Origin of the sequence: Marinobacter sp. (assembly GCF_048266785.1) — a bacterium.
Taxonomy (GTDB): domain Bacteria; phylum Pseudomonadota; class Gammaproteobacteria; order Pseudomonadales; family Oleiphilaceae; genus Marinobacter.
On sequence record NZ_JBLWYX010000002.1, the window covers coordinates 368,970 to 394,159 of the forward strand.

19 protein-coding genes are annotated in these 25,190 nt (G+C 56.2%); 9 read left to right on the top strand and 10 right to left on the bottom strand.

Annotated features, from left to right (window positions below; genetic code table 11):
- Positions 1-242 precede the first annotated feature (242 nt).
- The 3 genes from cysN to ACN0V1_RS05200 all read right to left on the bottom strand — a co-directional run bounded on the left by cysN (position 243) and on the right by ACN0V1_RS05200 (position 3,389).
- Positions 243-1,901: a sulfate adenylyltransferase subunit CysN gene (cysN, locus tag ACN0V1_RS05190; protein WP_417543970.1), complete on the bottom strand. Its 1,659-nt coding sequence runs from the start codon at positions 1,899-1,901 to the stop codon at positions 243-245.
- 1 nt (position 1,902) lies between these two features.
- Positions 1,903-2,811 carry a sulfate adenylyltransferase subunit CysD gene (cysD, locus tag ACN0V1_RS05195; RefSeq protein WP_417543971.1) on the bottom strand — a complete coding sequence of 303 codons (909 nt, stop codon included), beginning with the start codon at positions 2,809-2,811 and terminating at the stop codon, positions 1,903-1,905.
- A gap of 167 nt (positions 2,812-2,978) precedes the next feature.
- Positions 2,979-3,389, bottom strand: coding sequence for a PilZ domain-containing protein (locus tag ACN0V1_RS05200; protein WP_417543972.1), 411 nt, complete (start codon positions 3,387-3,389; stop codon positions 2,979-2,981).
- A gap of 308 nt (positions 3,390-3,697) precedes the next feature.
- Between ACN0V1_RS05200 and rimO the strand changes: the two genes are divergently transcribed.
- Positions 3,698-5,041 (top strand): 30S ribosomal protein S12 methylthiotransferase RimO, encoded by a 1,344-nt coding sequence (gene rimO / locus ACN0V1_RS05205; RefSeq protein ID WP_417543973.1) that lies wholly within the window; start codon positions 3,698-3,700, stop codon positions 5,039-5,041.
- Between the two features lie 99 nt (positions 5,042-5,140).
- Here rimO and oadA read toward each other — a convergent pair whose 3' ends face one another.
- Together oadA and ACN0V1_RS05215 are read right to left on the bottom strand one after the other, a co-directional pair.
- Entirely contained in the window at positions 5,141-6,946 is a 1,806-nt protein-coding gene (gene oadA, locus ACN0V1_RS05210; RefSeq protein ID WP_417543974.1) for a sodium-extruding oxaloacetate decarboxylase subunit alpha, read from the bottom strand.
- A 19-nt stretch (positions 6,947-6,965) separates the two neighbouring features.
- Positions 6,966-8,381 carry an acetyl-CoA carboxylase biotin carboxylase subunit gene (locus tag ACN0V1_RS05215; RefSeq protein ID WP_417543975.1) on the bottom strand — a complete coding sequence of 472 codons (1,416 nt, stop codon included), beginning with the start codon at positions 8,379-8,381 and terminating at the stop codon, positions 6,966-6,968.
- Between the two features lie 133 nt (positions 8,382-8,514).
- Here ACN0V1_RS05215 and ACN0V1_RS05220 point away from each other — a divergent pair, with 133 nt between their 5' ends.
- A complete protein-coding gene (locus tag ACN0V1_RS05220; RefSeq protein ID WP_417543976.1) occupies positions 8,515-9,462 on the top strand; it encodes a LysR family transcriptional regulator in 948 nt (315 codons plus the stop codon).
- A gap of 3 nt (positions 9,463-9,465) precedes the next feature.
- On the opposite strand, the gene ACN0V1_RS05225 is transcribed toward ACN0V1_RS05220, so the two are convergent.
- The 5 genes from ACN0V1_RS05225 to ACN0V1_RS05245 form a co-directional block, all read right to left on the bottom strand.
- A complete protein-coding gene (locus ACN0V1_RS05225) occupies positions 9,466-10,821 on the bottom strand; it encodes an MBL fold metallo-hydrolase (RefSeq protein ID WP_417543977.1) in 1,356 nt (451 codons plus the stop codon).
- Positions 10,822-11,008: 187 nt separating this feature from the next.
- The gene (gene gatB, locus ACN0V1_RS05230) at positions 11,009-12,475 is read right to left on the bottom strand and encodes an Asp-tRNA(Asn)/Glu-tRNA(Gln) amidotransferase subunit GatB (RefSeq protein ID WP_417544054.1); all 1,467 of its coding nucleotides are present in this window, start codon (positions 12,473-12,475) and stop codon (positions 11,009-11,011) included.
- A gap of 6 nt (positions 12,476-12,481) precedes the next feature.
- Entirely contained in the window at positions 12,482-13,939 is a 1,458-nt protein-coding gene (gene gatA, locus ACN0V1_RS05235; protein WP_417543978.1) for an Asp-tRNA(Asn)/Glu-tRNA(Gln) amidotransferase subunit GatA, read from the bottom strand.
- Between the two features lie 40 nt (positions 13,940-13,979).
- Positions 13,980-14,267, bottom strand: a complete 288-nt coding sequence (gene gatC / locus ACN0V1_RS05240) for an Asp-tRNA(Asn)/Glu-tRNA(Gln) amidotransferase subunit GatC (protein WP_417543979.1) — start codon at positions 14,265-14,267, stop codon at positions 13,980-13,982.
- Positions 14,268-14,359: 92 nt separating this feature from the next.
- Positions 14,360-15,769, bottom strand: a complete 1,410-nt coding sequence (locus ACN0V1_RS05245; protein ID WP_417543980.1) for a mechanosensitive ion channel domain-containing protein — start codon at positions 15,767-15,769, stop codon at positions 14,360-14,362.
- 273 nt (positions 15,770-16,042) lie between these two features.
- Between ACN0V1_RS05245 and ACN0V1_RS05250 the strand changes: the two genes are divergently transcribed.
- Genes ACN0V1_RS05250 through ACN0V1_RS05280 form a run of 7 tightly spaced genes read left to right on the top strand, consistent with a single transcriptional unit; the run spans position 16,043 to position 25,184 of the window.
- Positions 16,043-17,083 (top strand): rod shape-determining protein, encoded by a 1,041-nt coding sequence (locus ACN0V1_RS05250; protein ID WP_072797766.1) that lies wholly within the window; start codon positions 16,043-16,045, stop codon positions 17,081-17,083.
- Between the two features lie 29 nt (positions 17,084-17,112).
- Complete coding sequence (gene mreC / locus ACN0V1_RS05255) at positions 17,113-17,967, top strand: rod shape-determining protein MreC (protein ID WP_417544055.1); 855 nt, start codon at positions 17,113-17,115, stop codon at positions 17,965-17,967.
- On the top strand, positions 17,967-18,443 hold the full coding sequence (mreD, locus tag ACN0V1_RS05260) for a rod shape-determining protein MreD (protein WP_417543981.1): 477 nt from the start codon (positions 17,967-17,969) through the stop codon (positions 18,441-18,443). The genes mreC and mreD overlap by 1 nt, the downstream gene beginning before the upstream one ends.
- Before the next feature lie 2 nt (positions 18,444-18,445).
- A complete protein-coding gene (locus ACN0V1_RS05265; protein WP_417543982.1) occupies positions 18,446-19,048 on the top strand; it encodes a Maf family protein in 603 nt (200 codons plus the stop codon).
- Complete coding sequence (gene rng, locus ACN0V1_RS05270) at positions 19,045-20,526, top strand: ribonuclease G (RefSeq protein WP_417543983.1); 1,482 nt, start codon at positions 19,045-19,047, stop codon at positions 20,524-20,526. Before ACN0V1_RS05265 ends, rng begins: the two co-directional genes overlap by 4 nt.
- Before the next feature lie 39 nt (positions 20,527-20,565).
- On the top strand, positions 20,566-24,333 hold the full coding sequence (locus tag ACN0V1_RS05275) for a YhdP family protein (protein WP_417543984.1): 3,768 nt from the start codon (positions 20,566-20,568) through the stop codon (positions 24,331-24,333).
- 11 nt (positions 24,334-24,344) lie between these two features.
- Entirely contained in the window at positions 24,345-25,184 is an 840-nt protein-coding gene (locus ACN0V1_RS05280; protein WP_417543985.1) for a carbon-nitrogen hydrolase family protein, read from the top strand.
- Positions 25,185-25,190 lie beyond the last annotated feature (6 nt).

Sequence of the window (25,190 nt, forward strand, 5' to 3'; positions counted from 1 at the left end):
TTAATGAATAAGCAAAAAAGCCCCGAAGGAAACCTTCAGGGCCACAGATTCTGCCACGGACAACTATTACATTCACGACTAAAACGATAATTGTCTGGTTGGGAGTTGGCCCAGGAGCAGGGGTGTCTTTTCTTCTGGAAAAAGCAACTCGCTGCGCTCAGACATCTTTTTCCGGCAGAAAAGACACCCCCACTCCTTGGCTTCCATCACCGAATCAGGGCGATATTAATGCTTGTCTTGGTTTAGATCCGTTTATTACGAATCAGCTCCTGCACCAGTGTTGCAGCGACACCTGATACTTCGTCAGTGCTATCAGCTGTTATGGAGACGTTGGCTACGTCAGTGCCTAGGTTCACGACAATTGCTATCAGGCCGTAAGCTGTTAGCAGTTGCGCAGTGCGACAGCGGTCATCGGCATTGCCGGCGTTATCTTCACTAAGAATGACGGTGGTCTTGCCTTGGTCAAACAACGCGCGCTCCACTGCCAGTGCGAGGGCAGGTGCCTGCTTGCCAGAACAACCGATAATCAGTGGTTTTTGCGCAAGCCTGCGTTCACGTTCTTCCGGGCTGACGGGTTCCAGAGTTCCGGCAGTGTCTGCCAAGCCATCAATCATGCCGGCGCCGACTGTTACGTTGGTCAGTCTGTCGATAACGATGAAGCTGCCGGTGGCATGGTTGCGCTGGTAGGCGTCAAATGCGATTGGTTGGCTTAGTGTCAGGTCGCACAGGCCGATTTCATTCACCTGCAACAGGGTAGGGTTGGCGTGTTGTTCCAGCGTGTTTACGTCGGTCTGATAATGGATTTTCCGAACCGTGCCAGAGGTGAATGTCGGGCCCAGTTTGATGTCGTACAGGCGCCCGGTTTGAAGCGGTGCATCGGTCATCCATACGATGTTGGCCTTGAAGCGGTTGCCCACTTCCGGCTCGTCTTCCGGCTTTACCAACATGTCACCGCGGCTCAAATCGATCTCGTCCGCGAGCGTCAGTGTTACCGCCTGATCGATATAAGCTTCATCAAGATTGCCATCGAATGTCACGACTTCCTTGATGGTACTGGTGCGCCGTGAGGGCAGGGCCATGACCTTGTCTCCAGGGCGGACCACTCCGGAGGCGATGGTGCCGCAGAAGCCGCGGAAGTTCAGGTTGGGGCGGGTGACGTATTGCACCGGGAACCGGAAGTGCTCCAGATTCTTGTCGCGGCCTACTTCAACGGTTTCCAGAATGTTCATCAGCGGCTGGCCGTTAAACCAGGGCATGTTCTCGCTGCGGTTGACCACATTGTCACCTTCCAGCGCCGAGATCGGCACGAAGCGGATATCGTTCAGCCCCAGTTTGGCGGCGAAGGCCAGGTATTCCTCTCTGATCTCGTTGAAGCGGTCTTCGCTGAAATCCACCAGATCCATCTTGTTCACCGCTACCACGATGTGCCGGATACCAAGCAAGGAGGCGATAAACGAATGCCGGCGAGTCTGGGTCAGCACACCACGGCGGGCGTCGATTATCAGAATGGCGACCTGTGCCGTAGAGGCGCCGGTGGCCATGTTGCGAGTGTACTGCTCGTGTCCCGGGGTGTCTGCAATGATGAACTTGCGCTTGTCAGTGGAGAAGTACCGATAGGCGACATCAATGGTAATGCCTTGCTCGCGCTCGGCCTGCAAGCCATCAACCAGTAAGGCAAGATCGAGCTTTTCGCCGGTGGTGCCCATTTTGGCACTGTCGGTTTTCAGGGCGGCCATGTGATCTTCGTAGATCATTTTGGTGTCGTGCAGCAGGCGGCCGATCAGGGTGCTTTTGCCGTCATCGACGCTGCCGCAGGTTAACAGACGCAGCAGCTCCTTGTTCTCGTGCTGCTTCAGGTAGGCCTGGATGTCGTCGGCAATAAGATCAGATTGGTGTGACATATCAGAAGTACCCTTCCCGCTTTTTCTGTTCCATGGAGCCAGCCGAGTCGTGATCAATCACGCGGCCCTGACGTTCTGAACTGGTGGCCAGCAGCATTTCCTGGATGATCTCGGGCAAGGTGGCTGCCTCGGATTCAATGGCACCGGTCAGTGGGTAACATCCAAGGGTGCGGAAACGGATGGACTTCATCATCGGCGTTTCACCCTCTTTCAACGGCATGCGGTCATCGTCCACCATGATCAGTGAGCCGTCGCGTTCCACCACCGGGCGCACCGCCGAGTAGTAGAGTGGAACGATTTCAATGTTCTCCAGATAGATGTACTGCCAGATATCCAGCTCGGTCCAGTTGGAGAGCGGGAACACCCGAATGCTCTCACCCTTGTTTACCTTGCCGTTATAGGTGTTCCAGAGTTCCGGGCGCTGGTTTTTCGGGTCCCAGCGGTGATATTCGTCGCGGAAGGAGTAGACTCGCTCCTTGGCTCGGGATTTCTCTTCATCCCTGCGAGCGCCACCGAATGCGGCATCAAACCCATACTTATCCAGCGCTTGCTTGAGTGCCTGGGTTTTCATCACATCTGTATGCTTTGCACTGCCGTGGGTAAAGGGCCCGATACCCTGTTCCACGCCGTCCTGATTGATGTGCACAATCAGATCCAGTCCGTACTCCTTCACCTTCCGCTCCCGGAAATCAATCATGTCCCGGAATTTCCAGGTGGTGTCCACATGCATCAGAGGGAAGGGCAGCTTGCCGGGAAAAAAGGCTTTGCGGGCCAGGTGCAGCATGACCGCAGAATCCTTGCCAATGGAATAGAGCATGACCGGGTTATCAAACTCGGCGGCCACTTCGCGGATGATGTGGATGCTTTCCGCTTCCAGTTGCTTCAGATGCGTAAGACTGTATGTGGTCATGATAATCCGTTGCCGCAGCGGGCCTTGAGGGCGTGCAAATTTGAACGGCAATTATATCAGACGCGATAAGGCTATAAGAAGTCTTACGGTTAGAGTTTTACGTTATAGCAATATAGCGCTCAAGTGAACGCTATGGGGGGTAAGCGAAAGTCTTGGGTTGTCCGGCCTCATGCAGGTTTGCACGTGTTGGCCAGAAGCTCTCGCACATACCTGTCTACGTAATCAAGCCCATTACCCTCGAAGTCCGCAAAGTGAATGCCCAGTTGAAATTCGTCCTTCGCCGTTCTTCGCAGATGAACGATATTCCCGGTTGCTAAAATTGATACGGATTGGGTTGTGACAACGGGAACGGAGAACCGGGCTTTAACCGAAATCCAGTCCCCCGGAGCGGGGGTTTTCAGATTTGGTATGAGCTGACTCGCAGTTTCCTGATTGCAGGAAACCATAACGCCTGTGCGAGAGAGATTGGAGGTTTTGCAGGTGAGCTGACAACCATCCGGCTTCTCGATAACGATGTCAATTACAACATCCGCACGTTGCTGGTTGCGCAAATTTGGCTTCATTGTGGCAGCTTTCATGGACGCTCTTGTTGGCAATCCTGCAAGTCCTGTCAGGGCATGCTCGGATTCAAATAATGTTTCAGAACAACGCGTAAAGGACAGAAAGTGTAGTTGCTTGTTTTCTGATCAGCAACTCAAGTGTCGAATATTTTGGCAGATTTATTATAATTTTCTGAATGATGGTTCACAAAATTGATTCAGGTCAGGGACGTTTAGCCTCCCCTGCGACTCGGCTTTTGCTGCAGAAGGATGCCCTACTGGTGTAAAATCAGCGGCTCCATTCATTCGCGTGCTCCCGCCGGGCGCCAGGAATCCTGAAACGCTTTATGACAGAAAAAACCGAGAACACAGTGGCTGGTAACGGCAAAGTTGGCTTCATCAGTCTGGGCTGCCCCAAGGCTCTGGTGGATTCCGAGCGTATCCTGACCCAGCTGCGGCTGGATGGCTACGACGTGGTGCCCACCTACAACGATGCAGACATTGTGGTGGTGAACACTTGCGGCTTTATTGATGCGGCCAAGCAGGAGTCTCTGGATGCCATCGGTGAGGCCATCAAGGAAAACGGCAAAGTGATCGTCACCGGCTGCATGGGTGTCGAAGCCGATAAAATCCGCGAAACTCATCCTGGCGTTCTGGCGGTCTCTGGCCCGCATGCGTATGAAGAAGTGGTTGGCGCCGTGCATCAGTTTGTGCCACCAACCCGCAAGCATGACCCGTTCACCGACCTGGTGCCGCCCCAGGGCATAAAGCTGACACCTCGGCATTACGCGTATCTCAAGATTTCTGAGGGCTGCAATCACCGTTGCACCTTCTGCATCATTCCGTCCATGCGCGGTGATCTGGTGAGCCGACCCATTGGCGACGTGATGGACGAAGCGCAACGGTTGGTCGACGCCGGCGTGAAAGAGCTGCTCGTGATCTCCCAGGATACCTCGGCCTACGGTGTAGATACCAAGTACCGCACCGGCTTCTGGCAGGGGCGCCCGCTGAAAACCAAAATGCAGTCGCTGTGCGAGGCCTTGGGCGAAATGGGCGTGTGGGTGCGTCTGCACTATGTTTACCCTTACCCCCACGTAGACGATATCATTCCGCTGATGGCCGAAGGCAAAATCCTGCCGTATCTCGATATTCCATTTCAGCACGCCAGCCCGAAAGTGCTGAAGGCCATGAAGCGCCCGGCCCACGACAGCAAAACCCTGGATCGCATTCGCAAGTGGCGGGAAATCTGCCCGGAACTGACCATTCGCTCCACCTTTATTGTGGGCTTTCCTGGTGAAACCGAAGAAGATTTTCAGTACCTGCTGGATTGGCTGGACAAGGCTCAACTCGATCGCGTGGGCGCCTTTACTTACAGTGCGGTCGAGGGTGCCAAGGCCAACGAAATTGACGGCGCAGTGCCTGAAGAGGTCAAGGAAGAGCGCCTGGCTCGCTTTATGACCAAACAGGCTGAAATATCTGCCGCCCGTTTGCAGGCGAAGATTGGCACAACCATTGATGTGCTGATTGACGAGGTAGACGAAGAGGGCGCCATAGGTCGTTCCAAAGCCGATGCGCCAGAGATTGATGGCATGGTGTACCTGAACGACATCACCGACCTTGAGCCGGGGCAGATTGTTCGTGTAGTCGTTGAGCACGCCGACGAGCATGACTTGTGGGCGTCTCTGGTCTGACGATGTCCTGAAAACAGTGTGCTGAAAATAAAACGCCGCCTCTGATTCCAGGGGCGGCGTTTTTTGGTTTTACTTTCCGGGGGGGGGGGGGTATGACGATCAGACGATATCGATCAGCACCTCACCCGGCGTCACCCGGTCGCCTTTGGTTACGTAAATGGCCTCTACCTTGCCATCGATGTCGGCGTGAACCTCGGTTTCCATCTTCATGGCCTCGGTAATAAGCACCGCCTGGCCCGCACTGACTGTATCGCCTTCGTTCACCAGAACCTCCACCACATTGCCGGGCATGGCGGTGCTGACGTGTCCGGGTGTTGAGGCTTTTTTGCGACCGCTGCTGCCTTTGGCCACATATTCGTTCAGGGGTTCAAACACCACTTCTTCGGGCATACCGTCCAGCGACAAGTACAACTTGCGCCTGCCCGCACCCGAGTCACCGGAGCCGGTAACAGCCACTTCATAGCTCTCGCCGTGGACTTCAATCCGGAACTCAGTGGCAACGCCGGTGCCCAAACGCTCCTGCGATTTTGCTTCTGGCGGCAACAGAGGTTCGGGTACCAGAGTACCGTCTTTGCGTTGCTGCAGAAATTCTCGGCCAAGGTCTGGAAACATGGCGTAGGTGAGCACGTCTTCTTCGCTTGGGGCCAGCTCGCCAATGTCTTTGCGCAGTCGGTTCATCTCCGGGCTGAGCTGATCGGCGGGGCGGCCTTCATCGACGGACTCATTGCCGATGGCTTTGTTGCGAATTTGTTCATTTACCGGCGCCGGTGGCTGGCCGTAGCCGCCCTGAAGATAGCGTTTTACCTCGTTGGTGATGGTTTTGTAGCGCTGGCCGGCCAGAACGTTGTAAACGGCCTGAGTGCCTACGATCTGCGAGGTGGGTGTGACCAGTGGCGGAAAACCCAGGTCTTCACGCACCCGCGGAATCTCATCGAATACTTCGCGAATGCGGTCCAGGGCGTTCTGCTCTTTGAGCTGGTTGGCCAGGTTAGACATCATGCCGCCGGGTACCTGGTTGATCTGTACCGATACGTCCTCGCGGGTGAACTCGCTTTCAAATTGCTGGTACTTCTTGCGGACTTCGCGGAAGTAGTCGGCAATCTCGCTCAGCAGCTTCAAGTCCAGTCCGGTGTCGTAAGCGGTGCCTTTGAGTGCGGCCACCTGGGATTCAGTGGCCGGGTGGCTGGTGCCCGAGGAAAACGATGAAATGGCCGTATCGATACGATCGGCTCCGGCCTCAATGGCCTTGAGCTGGCACAAAGGCGCCAGGCCTGAGGTGGAATGGCTGTGAATGACCAGCGGCAGGTCCACTTCAGCCTTGATGGCTTGCACCAGATCAAAGGTGGCGTAGGGTGTTAGCAGCCCCGCCATGTCCTTGATAGCGATAGAGTCTGCGGCCATGGCCTGCATGGCTTTGGCTTGCTGCACAAACAACTCCGGGGTGTGCACTGGGCTGGTGGTATAACAGATGGTGCCCTGGGCGTGCTTGCCGGCTTTTTTCACCGCTTTCATGGCCGTTTCGATGTTGCGCAGGTCGTTCAGTGCATCGAACACCCGGAATACGTCTATGCCGTTGTCTGCGGCTTTCTGTACAAAAGCCTCTACGACGTCGTCGGCGTAATGGCGATAGCCCAGCAAGTTCTGGCCTCGCAACAGCATCTGCAGGCGGGTGTTGGGCAGGGCCTCTCGCAACTGGCGCAGCCGTTCCCAGGGGTCTTCTTTCAAAAACCGAACGCAGGCGTCAAAGGTGGCGCCACCCCAGACTTCCAGCGACCAGTAGCCAATCTTGTCCAGCTTGTCGCAGATAGGCAGCATGTCTTCGGTGCGCATGCGGGTCGCAATCAGCGACTGGTGCGCGTCACGCAAGGTCAGGTCCGTCACTTCAATTCGTTTTGCTTGGCTCATAATGTCTTTCTCCTGCGGATTACCAACCTGCATGCGCAGCAATGGTGGCGGCGAGGGCAAGCGCAATTTCACTGGGGTGGCGCTTGGTTGAATAGTTCAGCAGTTCCGGGTGGTCGGGCACAAAGCTGGTGTTGAATGTCCCTTTGCGAAAATCCGGGTGATCCAGAATTTGCTGGTAATAGTTGGCGGTGGTTTTGATGCCGTGCAGGCGCATGTCGTCCAGTGCGCGTTTGGCCCGGGCGATCACCTCATCCCAGGTCAGCGCCCACACCACCAGTTTCAGGCACATGGAATCGTAGTAAGGGGGGATTTCATAACCGGTATAGATGGCGGTATCGACACGCACGCCGGGGCCGCCGGGCGCGTAGTAATGGGTGATGCGACCGAAGCTGGGCAGAAAGTCGTTTTTCGGATCTTCCGCGTTGATGCGAAACTGCAGCGCATAGCCCCGGTACTGAATATCCTCTTGTCGATAGCTCAGGGGCAGCCCGGAGGCGATGCGCAGTTGCTCGCGCACAATGTCCACACCGGTAATGGCCTCGGTAATGGTGTGTTCCACCTGAACCCGGGTGTTCATTTCCATAAAGTGCACTTCGTTGCCAGACAGCAGAAATTCCACGGTGCCAGCGTTCTCGTAGCCCACGGCTTTGGCAGCCCGAACGGCCAAATCGCCGATGTACTGTCGCTGCTCTGGCGTCAGTTGCGGGCTGGGGGCAATCTCGATCAGTTTCTGATTGCGGCGCTGTATGGAGCAGTCACGCTCAAACAGATGGATAGCGTTGCCCTGGCTGTCCGCCAGTATCTGCACCTCAATGTGGCGCGGGTTCACAATGCACTTTTCCATGAACACTTCGGCGGAGCCAAAAGCCTTCGTGGCTTCAGAAATGACCCGTGGGTACTGCACTTTCAGCTCTTGTGGTGTGTCACAGCGGCGAATGCCGCGGCCGCCGCCGCCAGAGGTGGCTTTCAGCATCACCGGATAGCCGATGTCGTTGGCCAGTTCCAGGGCCTCATCAAGGCTGTCCAGATTGCCCTCGGAGCCCGGTGTAATGGGAATGCCTGCGGCCCGCATGCTGTCGCGGGCCTGGGTTTTGTCACCCATGCCATGGATTACGCTGGATTTCGGGCCGATGAACGCCACGCCTTTTTGTTCGCACAGGCGGGCAAAGTTGGCGTTTTCTGACAGGAATCCGTAGCCAGGGTGAATGGCATCGCAGCCGGTTTCGACCGCCAGATTTACGATGCGAGCCGGGTCGAGATAGCCTGCCAGAGGGTCATCGCCCAACGAGTAGGATTCATCGGCTCGCTTGACGTGCAATCCGTAACGGTCCGGTTCGGTGTAGATGGCCACCGAGCGTATCCCCATTTCTGCACAGGCGCGAATGATGCGGACGGCGATCTCGCCGCGATTGGCGATTAACACTTTCTTCAGCATGGGAGGTTCCTCATTGCTTCGTCCCGAATGAAGGTGACAAAAAGAGTAAAGGGATAGATCTTCGACGAAAAATTGATATTATTTTGTTTATCTATAAGTAATAACTTATAAGTGGCAGAAGGAAATATGTTTTATGCCCCTCAGTGTCCAGAAACTGGCCAGCCGCCTGACCTTCCGACAGCTTCAGGTTTTCAAGGCCGTGAATGATCTGAAAAGCTACAGCAAGGCAGGAGAGCTGCTTGGCCTGACCCAGCCCGCCGTCAGCAGCCAGGTGCGCCACCTGGAGCAGGCGCTGGGTATGCCGATGTTTGAGTATGTTGGGCGCAAGCTCTATTGCACTGCTGCAGGCGAGGAGATGGCGGGTTGTGTACGTTCAGTGTTCCGGGAGCTGGAGCGTGTGCAAAATAGCCTGGCGGCGCTTGAAGGGCGGGTGGCAGGGGAGCTAAGGCTGGTGGCGGTGAATACCGCGCAGTACGTGGTGCCTTATATGCTGAGTGCGTTTTTGCAGTTGAACCCGCAGGTGACTGTTTCGGTGGCGGTGGTTAACCGGGCAACGGCCCTGCAGCGGCTGAATGACAATGCCGATGATTTGGTGATTATGGGTATGGTTCCCGCCGAGCGGCCGCTGACATCGTTACCGTTTCTGGATAACGAACTGGTGCCGGTGGTGCCCAGTGGCCATCCGCTGCTCCAGCAGCAAAATGTGACGGCTCAGGAGTTTCTGGATAGTGGGCTGCTGGTGCGGGAAAGTGGTTCAGGTAGTCGCTTGGCGCTGGAGCTGCACTGTCAGAACCAGCGTTTACGGGCGAAGCCAAGTATAGAGTTAGGCTCTAATGATGCGTTAAAGCACGCTGTTCTCGCGGGCTTGGGTGTGGCCGTTCTGCCCAAGCTGGGTGTGTTGTCAGAACTTGCCTTGGGTAGCCTGCACATTGTTGATATCAAAGGCTTTCCACTGAGGCGTAGCTGGTGTGTAGTCTACCCGCAGGCGCGGCACCCTACGCCGGCCATGCGGGCATTTATTGACTACGTGCAGCAGAATATCCGCCAGTTTGAGCAGATGTTCCTGCGGCGCCCGGAGTAGAGCTCAGGAGTCGGCCATCAGCGCGCCGACGGATCCGAGGAATACATCAACGTTGCTGAAGCCTTTGCGCATCAATACCGATGCGGCGATTGCTGCTCGTGCGCCGCTGCCACACATGATGGTGTAATGTCTGTCAGGGTCCAGCTCGCTGGCCACCTCCGCCAGATTGCCTGTGTAATGGTGGATGGCTTGGTCAACGGGGTTTTCCTCCACCTCGCCTTTACCCCGAACATCCAGCAGGCTCCAGTTCTCCGGAGGCGCAGATCTGCGCTTTTTGAAATCCTCCAGATCAATCACCGTTATGGCTCTGAACGGTTCTGCCATGGCGGCCCATTGGGGCATGTCGGGGGCCAGGTACCCGAGTAGCTTGTCAAAGCCAATACGTGCCAGATGTCGTGCAGCCAGTTGGGCTTCCGAAGCGCTGGCAGCGACCAGAGCCATCTTGTCATCGGGGGTCAGGAACCAGCCCGCAAAAGCCGGAATCATCGGCGTCGGGAGCGCCAGGCTGTCAGGTACGTGGGCGCCGAGGAAACTGCTGATCCCGCGCACGTCGATGGTTACAGTCTCGTCTGGCAGATCTTTGAACGCGGACGGTGAAAGCGCTGCGGGAGTCAGCACCGGGCTCGTCGCGTGGCCACCCTCCAGATTCAGACGCTCCATTTCACGGAAATAGGGTGGCTGATAATGATGTTCCTGTACTTTTCGTTTGATGAATTCCTGGCGTGACCGGATTTTCATCATGGGGTTGTTGCGGCGTTCGTAGCCGATGCTCGAGAATTCCCGGTCGGCCATATTGTCGCCACAGACAGAACCGGCACCATGGGCCGGATAAATGAGCGTTTGGTCGCCCAGATTTACCAGTTTTTGCAGGCTGTCGTAGAGCAGGCCGGCGACTTCTTCGGCGCGCTCCGGATAGAAATCGGTGCGGCCAACATCGCCGATGAACAGGGCGTCGCCGGTGAATACGGCCACGGCGTCATCACCGAATTCGGTATCGTAAAGCACAAATGACAGGCTGTCGTCGGTGTGGCCAGGTGTCTCCAGTACACGAAGTTGCAGATTGCCGAAGTTGAACTCGTCGCTTTCACGGGTGGTTTTCGCATAGCGCACGGTTCCCGCAGCGTTCGGCCCGTGGAAGACAGTAGCGCCGGTCAGTTGCGCAAGTATGGGCGCGCCGGAGATAAGATCTTCGTTGCGGTGCGTTTCAAAGATATGCGTTATCCGGCAGCCTTCTGCGGCAGCAGCTTCGGCATAGACTTCACAGTCGCGGCGGGGATCAATAACCGCGGCTTGGCCGTTGTTACCAACCAGGTACGAAAGATGCGACAACCCTTCGGATTTGAACGTCTGAATAAACATGGAGCCTCCTTCTCAAATCAGATTGAGGAACACTTACCATATTTAACACAGCACAGGGGGCTTCGGGTCGCCAGCAGATTACCGTATTGAAGTTGCAAGATTAAAGTTGCTTAACACGGGTTATCAGCCAGGCCTCAGCGAATGACCCGAGACCGCTGACTGATAACTCAATCGCACTTCAAATTGGTTAATGGTTCAGTTTTTTTAGCAGAATTTCATTGAAGAGCTTCGGGTTGCCTTGCCCTTTGGAGGCCTTCATCAAAGGCCCCATAAAGCCACCGAGCATCTTCTTCTGCTTCTTGGGGTCGGTCTCCTGCTGGTACTGTGCAACCTGATCCGGCATGCCTGCCAGAACCTCATCCACCATCTGCTCCAGTGCACCGGTGTCCGACACTTGTTTCAGACCCAAGGCATCAATGATGGCATCGACACTGTCTTCGTCACTGTTCCAAAGCGCTTCAAACACTTTCTTGGCCCCGGACGACGACACAGTGTTGTCGGCAATGCGCGCGACCAGTTGGCCGAGCTGTGTACCAGAGATGGGGGCTTGAGCTACGACTTTGTCTTCGGCATTCAGGCGCGCGGAGAACTCACCCAACACCCAGTTGGCGGCCAGCTTTGCGTCCTTACCGTGGCGGGCAGTTTCTTCAAAGAACGCTGCCATACGCGCATCATCGCTGAGCAGGCGCGCGTCGTAATCATTGAGGCCATACTGCGCTTTGAATCGTGCTTTGCGCTCGTCTGGTAGCTCCGGCAACAGATCACGGGCACTTTCAATAAAGGCATCGTCGATCACCACGGGCAGAAGGTCCGGGCAGGGGAAGTAGCGGTAATCGTTGGCTTCTTCCTTGCTGCGCATGGAGCGGGATTCGTCGCGCTCGCCGTTGTACAGTCGGGTTTCCTGAATGATACGGCCGCCGTCTTCCAGAATGTCCATCTGCCGCTCTACTTCGTGAGCGATGGCCTGCTCCATAAAGCGAAAAGAGTTCAGGTTTTTGGTTTCCGTGCGGGTTCCCAGAGTGTCTGAGCCTTTTTGCTTGAGCGAAATGTTCACGTCAAAGCGCAGCGAACCCTGGCTCATATCACCGTCGCAGATGCCGATCGAGGACACCAGGCTGTGCAGCTTTTTGGCGAAGGCCACAGCTTCTTCGGCGCTGTTCATGTCTGGCTCGGTGACGATTTCAATCAGTGGTGTGCCGGCGCGGTTCAGGTCGATGCCGGTCATGCCATGAAAGTCTTCGTGTAGCGATTTGCCGGCGTCTTCTTCCAGGTGGGCGTGATGAATGCGCACACGTTTGCTGGTGCCGTCAGCCAGATCAACATCCACAAAACCGGGGCCGACAATGGGGTGGTCCAGCTGTGTGGTTTGATAACCCTTGGGCAAATCCGGGTAAAAGTAGTTTTTACGATCGAACACCGAACGCCGGCCGATTTCGGCGTTTACCGCCAACCCGAACATAACCGCGTAACGGAACGCCTGTTCATTCGGAACAGGCAAGGTGCCAGGCATGGCCAGGTCAACGGCGCTGGCCTGGGTGTTGGGTTCGGCACCAAAGGCGGTGCTGGAGCCGGAAAAAATCTTGGTTTTGGTGGCAAGCTGAGCGTGAATTTCCAGCCCGATCACAATATCCCACTGCATAACGGTTCTCCTGATTCGGGCTTACTGGGGAAGTTTCTGGTGCCAGTCGGTAACCTGCTGGAACTGGTGAGCTGCGTTCAGCAGACGGGCCTCGTCAAAATAGTTCCCGATAATCTGCAACCCGACCGGCAGGCCGTCAACAAAACCTGCCGGAACCGACATGGCTGGAACGCCTGCAAGGTTTACGGCGATGGTGAAAATATCTTCCAGGTACATGGTCACCGGGTCGCTGATTTTCTCGCCCTGCACAAACGCAGGTGAAGGTGAAACCGGGCTCATCAGCACATCCGCTTCCTTGAAGGCATTGATGAAATCTTGCTGGATCAGACGGCGAACCTTTTGGGCCTTCAGGTAATAGGCATCAAAATAGCCGGCTGAAAGCGCATAGGTGCCCACCAGAATGCGGCGCTTCACCTCGCCTCCAAAGCCTTCGGCGCGGGTACGGGTATAAAGGTCGTTGAGATCCTGCGGGTTCTCGCAGCGGTAGCCGTAACGCACGCCGTCGAAGCGCGACAGGTTGGCGGAGGCTTCGGCCGGGGCAATCACGTAGTAGGCGGCAATAGCCAGCTTGGCGTGAGGCAGGGAAACCTCTTTTACGGTGGCTCCCAGCTTCTCGTATTCCTTTACCGCATTGCGTACCTGTTCTTCCATCGCGGGGTTGAGCTGGTCTGAGAAATACTCTTTCGGGAGACCAATGCGCAAGCCTTTCAGCGGCTCGTTCAGGGAGGCGGTGTAATCGGGCACGGCGCGATCAGCAGATGTGGAATCCTTCGGATCGAACCCGGCCATAACATTCAGCATCAGCGCGTTGTCTTCTGCCGTGCGCGCCATGGTGCCGCCCTGATCAAGACTGGAGGCAAACGCAATCATGCCGTAGCGGGACACCCGGCCGTAAGTGGGCTTCAGGCCAGTGACGCCGCATAGAGCTGCAGGCTGGCGGATGGAGCCGCCGGTATCCGTAGCCGTGGCTGCAGGTACCAGGCGTGCCGCAATGGCCGCTGCGGAACCGCCGGAGGAGCCACCCGGTACGCGTTTCTGGCCATTGCTCAGGCCCCAGGGGTTGGTCACCGGGCCAAAAAAGCTGGATTCGTTGGAGGAGCCCATAGCGAACTCGTCCATGTTGGTTTTACCCACACACACCGCCCCGGCTGCGCGGAAGTTAGCGGTTACCGTGGCATCGTAGGGCGGCACAAAATTGGCCAGCATTTTCGAACCGGCCGTGGTTGCTACACCGTTGGTGCAAAAAATGTCTTTGTGGGCAAAGGGTACACCCGTCCAAACGCCCGCTTTGCCGGCTGCGCGCTGTTCGTCAGCGGCTTTGGCATCGGCCATGGCCCGATCTTCGGTTACGGTAATAAAGCTGTTGTACTGGCCGTCTTCGGCCTTGATGCGATCGAGGAACTCACGGGTCAGTTCCACGCTTGAAATCTTGCCGCTTTCCAGCTCGCGGGAAAGCTCTGCTACGGATTTGTTATGCATGTTCAATCCTGATAGTGGGCTGATGGTGGGCTTCGTCAGATCACTCAATAACCCGGGGTACAAGATAAAGGCCATCTTCAGTAGCTGGCGCGATGGCCTGGAAGGCTTCCCTTTGGTTGGTCTCGGTCACGTCGTCGGCGCGCAAACGCTGCACGGCATCCAGCGGGTGAGCCAGCGGCTCTACGTTGTCAGTATCGGCGGCGCTGAGCTGGTCAACCAGGCTGAGAATGTTGCCCAGGTCGTTTTCCAGCGCCGGTATCTGCTCTTCATCGAGACGGATACGGGCCAGCACGGCGACTTTTTCAATGTCTTCGCGGGAAATGGTCACGTTGGCTCCAAAGTATAAAGCGGCGTTTTTATGAAGGCCGTTATGGTAACAGATTCGCAGCTGGGCGGGAGGGGGGCTGCGCTGCCGTAAATCTATTCAATCGGTCGGGTATCGTCCAGCAGGTCTTCAGCGGCGGTGTCGCTGCGCTCTTCCCGTACTTGTCTGGAAATATGCGTGTCCGGGCGCACATTCAACACATTGCCAGACGGCGCCTCGGGCGCGGATTTAGCAGCGTCTTTGTTCAGTCTTTCCGCCTTCTCGGGCTTTTCGGGTGAGTCCATGGCGGCCAGCGTGGCGGGCGTTTGATCGAAGCGCAGCCGGTATATGGGTTCGGGCAACGTAAAGCCCTGGGTTTCCAGTGCATTCTTGGCGGAACGAATTGAGAGACTGCGGGCTTTGCCGTAATCGGACTCGCGCTGGTCAATCCAGCCCATGAATTTGATAAGGATGTTGGAATCGCCCACCGATTCGATGATTCCGTTGGGCGCGGGGTCGCCCAGCACCCAGTCCAGCTGCTGCATAGCCGCCAGGCCGGTTTGTATAGCCAGGGCCGGGTCGTCTTCTGCGTCTACCCCCAGAACAAAATCGAAGCGGCGCTGAGGGTTTCGGGAGTAGTTCAGAATAACGGCTTTGAAAACGGTCGCGTTGGGGATGCGCAAATGATTGCCGTCCAGCGTCATCAATACCGTGGAGCGCGATGTCAGCCTTACCACAACGCCTTCGTAGTCGTTGATAACCACATGTTCCTGCGCCCGGAACGGCTGCCGGATGCTCAGCATGATGCTGGAAATGTAGTTCTCCATGGAGTCTTTGACAGCAAAGCTGATGGCCAGTCCCAGGACGCCCGCGCCGCCCAGTAGCGTGCCCATCAAGGCCGTGGCCCCAAGTATGTTCAGAGCGAGCAACAGGCCCAGAAGTATGGTAACAAGCCGAACAGCGTGGCCCGCAAGCTCCCCCAGAAACGGATTTTTGGTTAGCCGTGACCACAGCGGTGTATGACCTGCTAGCCGGTGCCCGGTGACCGCCACAAAGGCAAAAACACTGAATGCCACCAGCAATAAGGGCAGGGCTCTTACCCAACCGCGAAGAGTGTTTTGCAACGAATCCCATAGCGGGTTGAGGTTGTCTTGCAAGTCCAGAGTGCGGACCACTCTGTCATCAACGGCGATGGCACCCTCCACCCGGCCAGCCAGCTTCAATGCCCGTTGGGCCTGGGCCTCGTTGGCGATCTGGCCAGACAGCGCTACTACGCCGCTGTTAACGTTAACCTGCAACGATCCGAACTGTGGAATCTGGGAAAAGATGCCGGAAATTCGCTGCGCGATCAGCGCGTCGCTGTCTGCACCTGGCTCAAGAGTAATTGTGCCAGGTGGCTCTGCTTCGTGTTGCTGCGCCAGAGTCACAGAGGGCATAGCAACCATCAACGCCAGAACGAAAAGCAAACGCCGGCCAAGGTGTGCCGTATTGAAGCACTGTGGCAGGTAAATCTTTGGTATTCTCAAGGTTTGCCTCAACGATGGCAGGTTGATCAGAGTGATGTGGCTGGCCTTACGGGCGATCTTTAATGTGAAGCAAAGTTCAACTCACCGCCCGCGTCAACCAGCAATTAACGCGCGACGGGATGCCAGGCTCTCCAGTCATATGAACATTTGTTCATGAGCAGAGCAATATCATTTGCCTTTGCAACGGGCTGCGCCTTGCCTGCGCGGGGGGGCACTGCTAAAGTTGCCGCATCTTTCCGCAACCGCAACTTTCAGGTTGAAACTACACGAATGTTGATTAAAAGACTCCGAGGCTTATTCTCCAGCGACCTGTCCATCGATCTGGGCACCGCCAACACCCTTATTTTCGTGCGTGACCGCGGGATTGTGCTGAACGAGCCTTCCGTTGTAGCCATTCGTACCACTAACTCCCAGAAAATGGTTGCCGCCGTCGGTGCCGAAGCCAAGCGCATGCTGGGCCGCACGCCCGGCAACATCACTGCCATCCGCCCCATGAAAGACGGCGTAATTGCCGACTTTGTAGTGACAGAAAAAATGCTCCAGCACTTTATTCACAAGGTGCATGAGAACAGCTTTATTACCCCTAGCCCACGGGTTCTGGTGTGTGTTCCCAGCAAATCCACTCAGGTGGAGCGCAAAGCTATCCGCGAGTCGGCCCTGGGTGCCGGTGCCCGGGAAGTGTTCCTGATCGAAGAGCCCATGGCTGCCGCGATCGGTGCCGGCCTGCCGGTAGAAGAAGCCAGCGGCTCAATGATTGTGGATGTTGGCGGTGGTACCTCCGAAATCGCCATTATTTCCCTTAACGGCATCGTATACGCAGATTCAGTGCGGGTGGGCGGCGACAAGTTCGACGAAGCCATTGTTACCTATGTGCGCCGTAACTACGGCAGTCTTATTGGTGAATCTACTGCCGAACGTATCAAGCACGAAATCGGTTGTGCTTACGAAGGGTTGGAAATTCTCGAAATTGATGTGCGTGGCCGCAACCTGGCCGAAGGTGTGCCACGGGCGTTCACGCTTAACAGCGAAGAAATTCTGGATGCGCTTCAGGAATCCCTGGCGCAGATTGTACAGACCGTTAAAAGTGCGCTGGAGCAGTCCCCACCAGAACTGGCCTCGGATATCGCCGAGCGCGGTATCGTATTGACCGGCGGCGGCGCATTGCTGCGCGGGCTGGACAAGCTGATCAGTGAAGAAACCGGGTTGCCGGTGATCATTGCCGAGGATCCACTGACCTGTGTTGCCCGTGGTGGCGGCAAAGCGCTGGAAGTTATTGACCGGGGTGGCATCGGAATGTTCTCACCGGAGGGATAATCCTTTGGGGAGGGATCGCCATTAAAACCATTTTTGTCCAGGGGCCAGTGCCTGGCCTCAGGCTGTTGCTCGTAATTATTGTATCGGCAGCCCTTATCGTTGCCGATCAGCAGTTCGATCGGCTTGCACCTGTCCGCAGTGCTCTGGCCACCGGCCTCACCCCTGTTCACTGGCTTGGCAATGCGCCTTATGAGTTCAGCGATTGGGTTGCCGGGCTGTTTACAACCCGCGAAGACGTGAAACAGGAAAATGAAGACCTGAAAGCCCGCCTGCTCATTCTTGAGCGAAGGGCTCTCAAGTACGCTGCCCTGGCTTCTGAAAACAACGAACTTCGCCGCTTGATGAATTCGTCAGAACTTCTGGATGACCGAGTCATCGTCGGTGAAGTGGTGGGCGTGTCGCCGGATCCGTATTCCCACGAAATCATTATCAATAAAGGTCGCAGTGACGGCTTGCAGGTCGGGCAGGCGATACTGGACGCCCATGGCCTTGTAGGGCAGGTAGTGCAAACCAGCCAGGTTACCTCCCGTGTACTTCTTGTTTCAGACAGTAGCCACGCTGTGCCGGTCGAGGTTGTGCGCAACGGATTGCGAGCCATTCTTCTGGGCACCGGCGATTCTGGCGCGCTTGATTTGGTTCATGTCCCTGATACTGCGGATATTCGTGAGGGTGACCTGCTGGTCAGCTCCGGCCTGGGGGGGCGTTTTCCAAGAGGCTATCCGGTTGCCGAAGTCAGCCTCATCAACAAAGAGCCAGGCGAGCCTTTTGTATCGATTCAGGCGCAGCCAAAGGCAAAGCTCAATCAGAGCCGTTTGGTACTGGTTGTGTTCCCTCCGCTGGACAACACTCCGACCACCGAATCGGCTCAGGAGCGGCAAGACTGATGTTATCTGAAATCAGTTATCCGGTATTTGTGCTGTCGGTGATCGTATCACTGGTGTTGAGCATTTCCCTGTTCCCCGTTGGCTGGTTTGAGTTCCGGCCGGAGTGGCTGGGCTTGATTGTGTTCTACTGGACATTCCGGGCCCCGGCGCAATTCGGCGTCCTGTTTGCCTGGTGTCTTGGCCTGTTGCTCGATGTGCTGGAAGCGACGCCGTTGGGCGTTAATGCCTTGGGAATGGCCCTGATCGCCTTTCTTGTGCTCACCATTCACCAGCGGCTGAGGATGTATCCCTGGCCGCAGCAGTGCCTTATGGTTTTTCTGCTTCTGGGCATAAATCAGATGCTGGTGCACTTTCTCAAGCAGGTGTTCGGAGGCGAGGACGCCGGTTTCAGCTACCTGTGGCCGGCACTGACAAGTGCCCTGATATGGCCCGTGTTTTCCATATTGATGGACAACATCAACCGGAAGCTTGGATAGTCATGGACTCGATCATTCTTGCTTCTGCGTCGCCGCGTCGGTCAGAACTTCTTGAGCAGATCGGTGTCCGATTTACGATACAGCCTGCCGATATTGACGAAACTCCACGGATCGCAGAAATGCCCGGTGATTACGTTGAGCGGCTGGCGCGAGAGAAAGCGCTCGCGGTTGCGGGCAACTATGCCGGCGCACAGGTTCTCGGCTCGGATACGTCAGTGGTGCTGGGCGGCGAGATTCTTGGTAAACCATCTGACCACCGTGAAGCGAGAGCCATGTTAGGGCGGCTCTCCGGCGCAACCCATCAGGTTATGACGGCCATTGCATTGGCACACAACGGTTTATGCACATCTTGTCTGGTGACGACCGAAGTTACGTTTCGCACGTTGCAGAGCGCGGAAATTACAGCCTACGTTGCCACAGGTGAGCCCATGGACAAAGCCGGAAGTTATGGAATTCAGGGCCTTGGTGGTATTTTTGTGAAAGAACTTAAAGGTAGCTACAGTGCGGTTGTTGGACTGCCATTGCAGGAAACAGCGGCCTTGCTGGCCGGTGCTGGCTGCCCTGTCTGGACACATTGGCCGAGTAGTCGGGAGAGCCAATCATGAGTGAAGAAATCCTGATCAACGTAACGCCGGTTGAAACCCGCGTGGCGCTGGTCGAGAACGGTATGTTGCAAGAAGCATATATCGAGCGTGCCAGTCGCAAAGGCATTGTCGGTAATATCTACAAAGGTAAGGTTGTGCGCGTGCTTCCCGGCATGGAGGCGGCGTTCGTAGACATCGGCCTGGAAAGGGCTGCGTTCATTCATGCCTCTGATGTGGTTTCGAGCCAGTCCAGCTCTGCAGAGTCCGGTGACGGGCCAAAAACGGTTCCGGATATCCGTACCCTGTTGCGGGAAGGCCAGTCATTAGTGGTTCAGGTAACCAAGGATCCTATCGGAACAAAAGGTGCCCGGCTCACTACGCAACTCTCCATACCCTCCCGCTATCTGGTTTTTATGCCCGACGTGAGTCACGTGGGCATTTCCCAGAGGATTGAAGACGATGCCGAACGCACCCGGCTGAAGACCCTTGTTGAAGAAGGCGCGGCAGCGCACCCTGATGTAAAGGGCGGGTATATTATCCGCACCGCGGCTGAGGCCGCATCGGAAGAAGAGCTGATGGCAGACATGAACTATCTGCATCACCTCAGTCATTCCATTCACGAGCGGATTGAAAAAACACAAGCACCTGCGGCCGTTTACAAGGATTTGCCGCTGTTTATCCGCACCATTCGTGATCTCATCCGGCCGCAGACAGAAAAAGTGCGCATCGACAGCCGCGAGAGCCACCAGCGGGTGATGGAGTTCGTCGACGAGTTTGTGACCGAGTTTGCCGACAAGGTGGAGTACTACCCCGGCGAACGGCCGATTTTCGACCTCTATTCGGTGGAAGACGAGATCCAGAAGGCGCTCAGCCGCAAGGTTCAGCTCAAGTCCGGTGGCTACGTGATTATTGACCAGACCGAGGCAATGACCACCATCGATATCAATACCGGTGCGTTTGTGGGTCATCGGAATCTGGAAGAGACCATTTTCAAGACCAACCTGGAGGCGGCCCGGGCGATCAGTCGCCAACTGCGCCTGCGCAACCTGGGCGGCATCATCATCATCGACTTCATCGATATGGACGATGCAGAACACAAACGCCAGGTTCACAGAATGTTGGAAAAGATGCTCGAACGGGATCACGCCAAAACCAAGATCACCGGCGTTTCCGAGCTGGGCCTTGTGGAGATGACCCGTAAGCGAACCACCGAAAGCCTCGGCCAGGTTTTGTGCGAACCCTGCCCGATCTGTGATGGCAGAGGCTTCCTGAAAACCAGCGAGACAGTGTGTTTTGAGATTTTCCGGGAAATTCTGAGGATTAACCGCGCGTACGACGCAGAAAGCTATCTGGTTATGGCCTCCCAGAGCGTGGTAGATCGCCTTCTTGATGAGGAATCCGACAACGTGGCAGATCTTGAAACCTTCATTACCAAGACGGTCCGTTTCCAGGTAGAGCCCTTTTACAGTCAGGAGCAGTACGATGTCGTTTTGCTCTGATTCCGGGGTGATGCACCGGCGTTGGGAATAATACCCCCGATGCCTACCTCCGAACGCCTGCCCGCCCGCGTGATAGCGCGGTTCGCCAACGTTATCTGGTGGCTTCTGGTGGTTGTTCTGGTGCTGTTTGCGCTCTATGCCGGGGTTGGCCGGCAGCTCACGCAGAACATCGACACCTTCCGGGAAGATCTTTCCCGTGAGCTTTCCGTCCGCCTGGCGCACGACGTAAGCATTGATAGTCTCTCTTCGCGCTGGTTTTGGCTGGACCCCTCCTTTACGGCACAGGGTATAGAAGTGACGAACCCCGACTCCGGGGTGCGAGTGCTGAGCCTCCAGCACCTGACCATTCGTTTGGATGCATTGGCTTCGCTGATGCGTTTCAGGATTGTGTTTGAGGATTTTGAAGCCGAAGGGCTTGAGCTGACGCTGAACCAGAAGGATAGCGGCGATTTGGGTGTTCGGGGTGCCGACTTGCCGGACTCCCTTAACAACCGGTTCCGACACTGGCTTGAGGTTTCCGGAAAATGGCTGTCAGACCCCTACATAAAAGTAACACGCGTCAGTCTTGGGGTTCGTGATAACCAGGGCCAGCTCCGACACCTCGATATTCCCCAGCTTGATTTGCTTTACCATCAGGGCCTGTTCCGTGCGTCCGGACGCGCCTTGCAATCCTCAACAACCCAACAGCTTGCCAGCTTTACCCTGGTCGGAAAACAGTTCTTTCGCGGTGACTTTACTGGCCAGTTGTACCTTGATGTCGATTCCGGGCGACTGTTCGACGGGCTAATTGATGAATATCAATGGCGGGACATGCGCATAGAAGGGTTTGATCTGGGCGGTGAAGCCTGGCTTACCTTTCGGGAAGGTGTCTTGCAGCAAGTCAACGGAACGGTAAAAACGCCGTACTTGCAGCTTGGAGTTGCCGGTGAATCTCTGGCACCGCTGGAGGACATCAGCGCCCGTTTCGGCTGGCGCCGTCATTCTGCTGTGATGGGAGAACGGGATGACGAGGGTAACCAATCAGAAACCATTGGCGAGTGGCACCTGAAACAGCTTGGCTGGACCTGGAACGGGGACAATGTTCCGCCGTTCAGCCTCCTTTTGGCTCCCAATCCGGAGGGCTTCGCAATAACGGCCGACGCACTTCCCCTACGCCCGTTAAGACGTTTGGTCGGAGCCCTGCCGCTGCTGCCCGGCGTGGCCCGGGATGCGTTGGAGAACTACCGGCCGGTTGGGTTTCTCGACAGCATGACGCTCAATATTCCGGGCACTGCTGGCAATAGTTTTGAATTGTCCGGCCGTATGAGGAACGTTGGAGCAGCAGCCTATGGCGGCGCACCGGCGGCAAATAATGTGAATGGTTTTATCTATGTTGATGACAGCTCCGGCTATGTGAAAGCCGGTTCAGGCAGCCAGCCCGTCACTCTCGCGTTCCCCGAACTTTTTGGTAGTGAGTGGTCCCTGTCCGAACTGGCTGCCACCGTTGCCTGGCAACTGAACGGCCCGGTCATCCGCGTGTATTCGGATGATATACAGTTGAGCTACGGAAACAATGCCAGGTTCAACGGGGCCTTTGACCTCAAGCTCAACCAGCAAGGTGAAGACGATCTTGGGCTGAGGGTAGGTGTCGAGAATGCCGATGCCTCCATGCTGGCAGATTTCGTGCCTGAAAAATTGGTAGATGCGGGCCTTTATGATTGGCTCACGACCGCAATTCAAGAAGCTGATATCACCTCGGGTATCTATTATGGCCATGGCCAGATCGGTGCGGACGCGCCCTCCGGGTCATTTGTCTCCTCCATGTGGTATGAATTTGATGAAGGCAGTGTCCGGTATGACGAAGCATGGCCGGAGGTGACGGGTGTGCGCGGGCGGGTCGTCGTACAAAATGGCGACACTCTGGTCTCTCTTGAGGCCGGAAAAACCGGTGGCCTGTCACTGAACCCGAGCACGGTTGCCGTTATTCCCCAGGATAGCGGAGCACTTGTTCGGGTAAAAGTGTCAGCGCCCGTGCCGGGCAATGCCATTGCCTTCTGGATGGCAAATAGCCCCTTTGGAGAGATGGCGGGACCTCAGGCCGCAAGCCTGAAGTATGGCGGCGATTACGCGCTTGATCTGGACATTGACCTACCTTTGGACAACAGCGAAGACGTAGTAGTGAAAGCCGGTGTCAGTACTTCGAATGGTGATGTGGGGTATCCGGACGCGGATCTGAGTTGGGAAAATATTTCCGGATCCCTGACCTATGACACGAGCAAGGGTTTTTCCGGGGGGCCGCTTAGCGCCCGGTTTCTGGATGAGCCGGTCGAGGTAATGTTCGGCCAGGCATCGTCGGGTAACGCGTCTGGCCCGGACATACTCACTATTCGGCAGACCGGCTCTTTGTCGGTGCCGAGCGCGCTTCGCCATGCCGGGTTGATGGGATCAGATGTCAGATCCGGCAGTGGCGATGGTGGGGATAATTACGGACTGAAAGGCAGCATTGATTACTCTGCGGAGCTGGATGTGGCGACGGACACAGCGTTGCGCATTACCGTTCGCTCCAGCCTTGAAGGGCTGTCCATCGACTGGCCTGGCCCGTTTTCGAAAGAGTCGGAAGAAGCAGCCCCGTTGGTCGCCCGGATTGATCCGGAATCAGCCAACGGGGTCGCGATCACTGGCAGTTGGGAGGATCGCGCGACCTTTGACCTGCTGTTGAAAGCCTCTGGCGTTGAACTGACGTTCGGCGAGCTGTACCTCGGTGATCAGACTCTCACGAACATACACCTGGAAGCACTGGACCTGGGTGATCGCTGGGTGCTTACCACGAATTCAGAGCGTGCTGTTGGCCGCATCGTCGTTCCCGATGATGACAGTGCTGTCACCGTAAATTTTGAAGTACTACGACTCCTGCGGGATAACGCCAGCGCAAAAGATGCACCGGAGCTTCTGACCATAGAACAGCAACTGGAAGCTTTCCGGGCAATGGATATGGTGAACTGGCCAGATGTGGATATCACGATATCCCAATTGCTCCTCAATAACGATAGCCTGGGTCGCTGGTCGCTCCAACTTCGGCCTCAGCATCAACAGCTCAATATCACAGGAATTGAAGGTCAGCTCCATTCTCTTGTCTTGAGCGGTGACATGACCTGGGGGGTTATAGACAACCGGGAGACCAGCAAGTTTTCCGGGTCCATATCCGGCGGGGCGCTGGCGGATCTGGGGGCGCTTTTCGATTCGGAGATTCCACTTACCAACAAGCAGACGAATATCGAGCTGGATCTTGACTGGCCGGGGCGCCCGGATGAGTTTGAATTGGCGAGTCTTAGCGGTTCAGTCAGCTTTCGTCTGGACGATGGCGTGATCCTGCAGAGCAACAACAGCGCCCAGGTGTTCCGGATTTTCAACCTGCTCAACTCCGATACGCTATGGCGCAGGCTGAAGCTGGACTTTTCGGATCTCTATGAACGAGGTGTCGCATTTGATGCCATCTCAGGCACGGCCAAGCTCGGTGATGGCTTGTTGACCATGGACCCGGAACTTCAGGTGGTGGGGCCATCAGGTGCCTTCAAGCTCAGCGGCACTACCGATATGGCGAATGAGATTCTTGATATGCGCCTTGTCGTCGTGCTGCCGCTGACTCAGAATCTGCCACTGGCAGCGCTGCTGATGGGCGCAGGCGCGCCGATAGGTGGTGCTCTTTTTGTACTGGACAAGGTGCTGGGCGATCCACTGAGCAAACTGACCAGCGCCACCTATAACGTTACCGGCAGTTGGGACGAGCCCAAAGTGGATATGAGGCGGGTATTTGATACCGGTAAATGATGGGGGTGCCTATGAGTAATCCGGTCTCCAGTCGCGTTGCGGCTATCCAGATGGTAAGTACGCACAATATGTCGGCGAACCTGGCCAGAGCTGAAAAGCTGTTGGCTCAGGCGGCACGAGACGGCGCATCTGTGGCCGTTTTGCCGGAGAACTTTGCCCTGATGGCGACAGGCAAGATGATCGCCTGTGGTCAGCGCGAAGCGGGACCAGACCCTGTTATTCGCCCTTTTCTTTCAGAGCAGGCCCGCCGTAAAAAACTATGGGTAGTGGGCGGCTCTCTTCCTATGGCGACACGCCCCGACGGAGCCCTGGTTGACGGGCGAGTACGGGCTACCTGCCTGGTATTTGATGATAAGGGCGGGGAAGTAGGGCGTTACGATAAAATACACCTGTTCGATGCCATGGTAGACGATGCCCATGGTCAATACCGCGAATCAGACACCTTCGAATCAGGCCGTCAGGTGGTCACAGTGGATACGCCGGCGGGTAAACTGGGCCTTGCCATCTGTTACGACCTGCGCTTCCCTGAACTCTTTCGGGCACTTCGGGAGCAGGGCGCGGAGTGGGTGTGTCTGCCCAGTGCGTTTACTTGGCAAACAGGCAATGCACACTGGCACCCATTGATTCGTGCCCGGGCTATTGAAAACCAGATATGGGTGGTCGCACCGGCACAGGGCGGTCAGCACAGCTCACAGCGGACCACCTGGGGGCACAGCCTTATCTGTGACCCATGGGGTAAAGTGGTTGCCGAGATCGACGAAGGCCCCGGTGTTGTTACTGCAGAGCTGAGTCTGGAGCTTATGGAGCAAACCCGTTCCCGGATGCCGGTGTGGGAGCATCGACGGCTGTAGGCCTGA

What these genes read in the sequence shown, in the direction of transcription:
- ACN0V1_RS05225 (WP_417543977.1), bottom strand. Translation starts at nt 10,821, where the DNA reads ATGTTTATTCAGACGTTCAAATCCGAAGGGTTGTCGCATCTTTCGTAC.
- ACN0V1_RS05280 (WP_417543985.1), top strand. Translation starts at nt 24,345, where the DNA reads ATGAGTAATCCGGTCTCCAGTCGCGTTGCGGCTATCCAGATGGTAAGT.
- cysN (WP_417543970.1), bottom strand. Translation starts at nt 1,901, where the DNA reads ATGTCACACCAATCTGATCTTATTGCCGACGACATCCAGGCCTACCTG.
- gatA (WP_417543978.1), bottom strand. Translation starts at nt 13,939, where the DNA reads ATGCATAACAAATCCGTAGCAGAGCTTTCCCGCGAGCTGGAAAGCGGC.
- rimO (WP_417543973.1), top strand. Translation starts at nt 3,698, where the DNA reads ATGACAGAAAAAACCGAGAACACAGTGGCTGGTAACGGCAAAGTTGGC.
- rng (WP_417543983.1), top strand. Translation starts at nt 19,045, where the DNA reads ATGAGTGAAGAAATCCTGATCAACGTAACGCCGGTTGAAACCCGCGTG.
- ACN0V1_RS05215 (WP_417543975.1), bottom strand. Translation starts at nt 8,381, where the DNA reads ATGCTGAAGAAAGTGTTAATCGCCAATCGCGGCGAGATCGCCGTCCGC.
- ACN0V1_RS05275 (WP_417543984.1), top strand. Translation starts at nt 20,566, where the DNA reads ATGCCTACCTCCGAACGCCTGCCCGCCCGCGTGATAGCGCGGTTCGCC.
- ACN0V1_RS05265 (WP_417543982.1), top strand. Translation starts at nt 18,446, where the DNA reads ATGGACTCGATCATTCTTGCTTCTGCGTCGCCGCGTCGGTCAGAACTT.
- ACN0V1_RS05200 (WP_417543972.1), bottom strand. Translation starts at nt 3,389, where the DNA reads ATGAAAGCTGCCACAATGAAGCCAAATTTGCGCAACCAGCAACGTGCG.
- ACN0V1_RS05220 (WP_417543976.1), top strand. Translation starts at nt 8,515, where the DNA reads ATGCCCCTCAGTGTCCAGAAACTGGCCAGCCGCCTGACCTTCCGACAG.
- cysD (WP_417543971.1), bottom strand. Translation starts at nt 2,811, where the DNA reads ATGACCACATACAGTCTTACGCATCTGAAGCAACTGGAAGCGGAAAGC.
- oadA (WP_417543974.1), bottom strand. Translation starts at nt 6,946, where the DNA reads ATGAGCCAAGCAAAACGAATTGAAGTGACGGACCTGACCTTGCGTGAC.
- mreD (WP_417543981.1), top strand. Translation starts at nt 17,967, where the DNA reads ATGTTATCTGAAATCAGTTATCCGGTATTTGTGCTGTCGGTGATCGTA.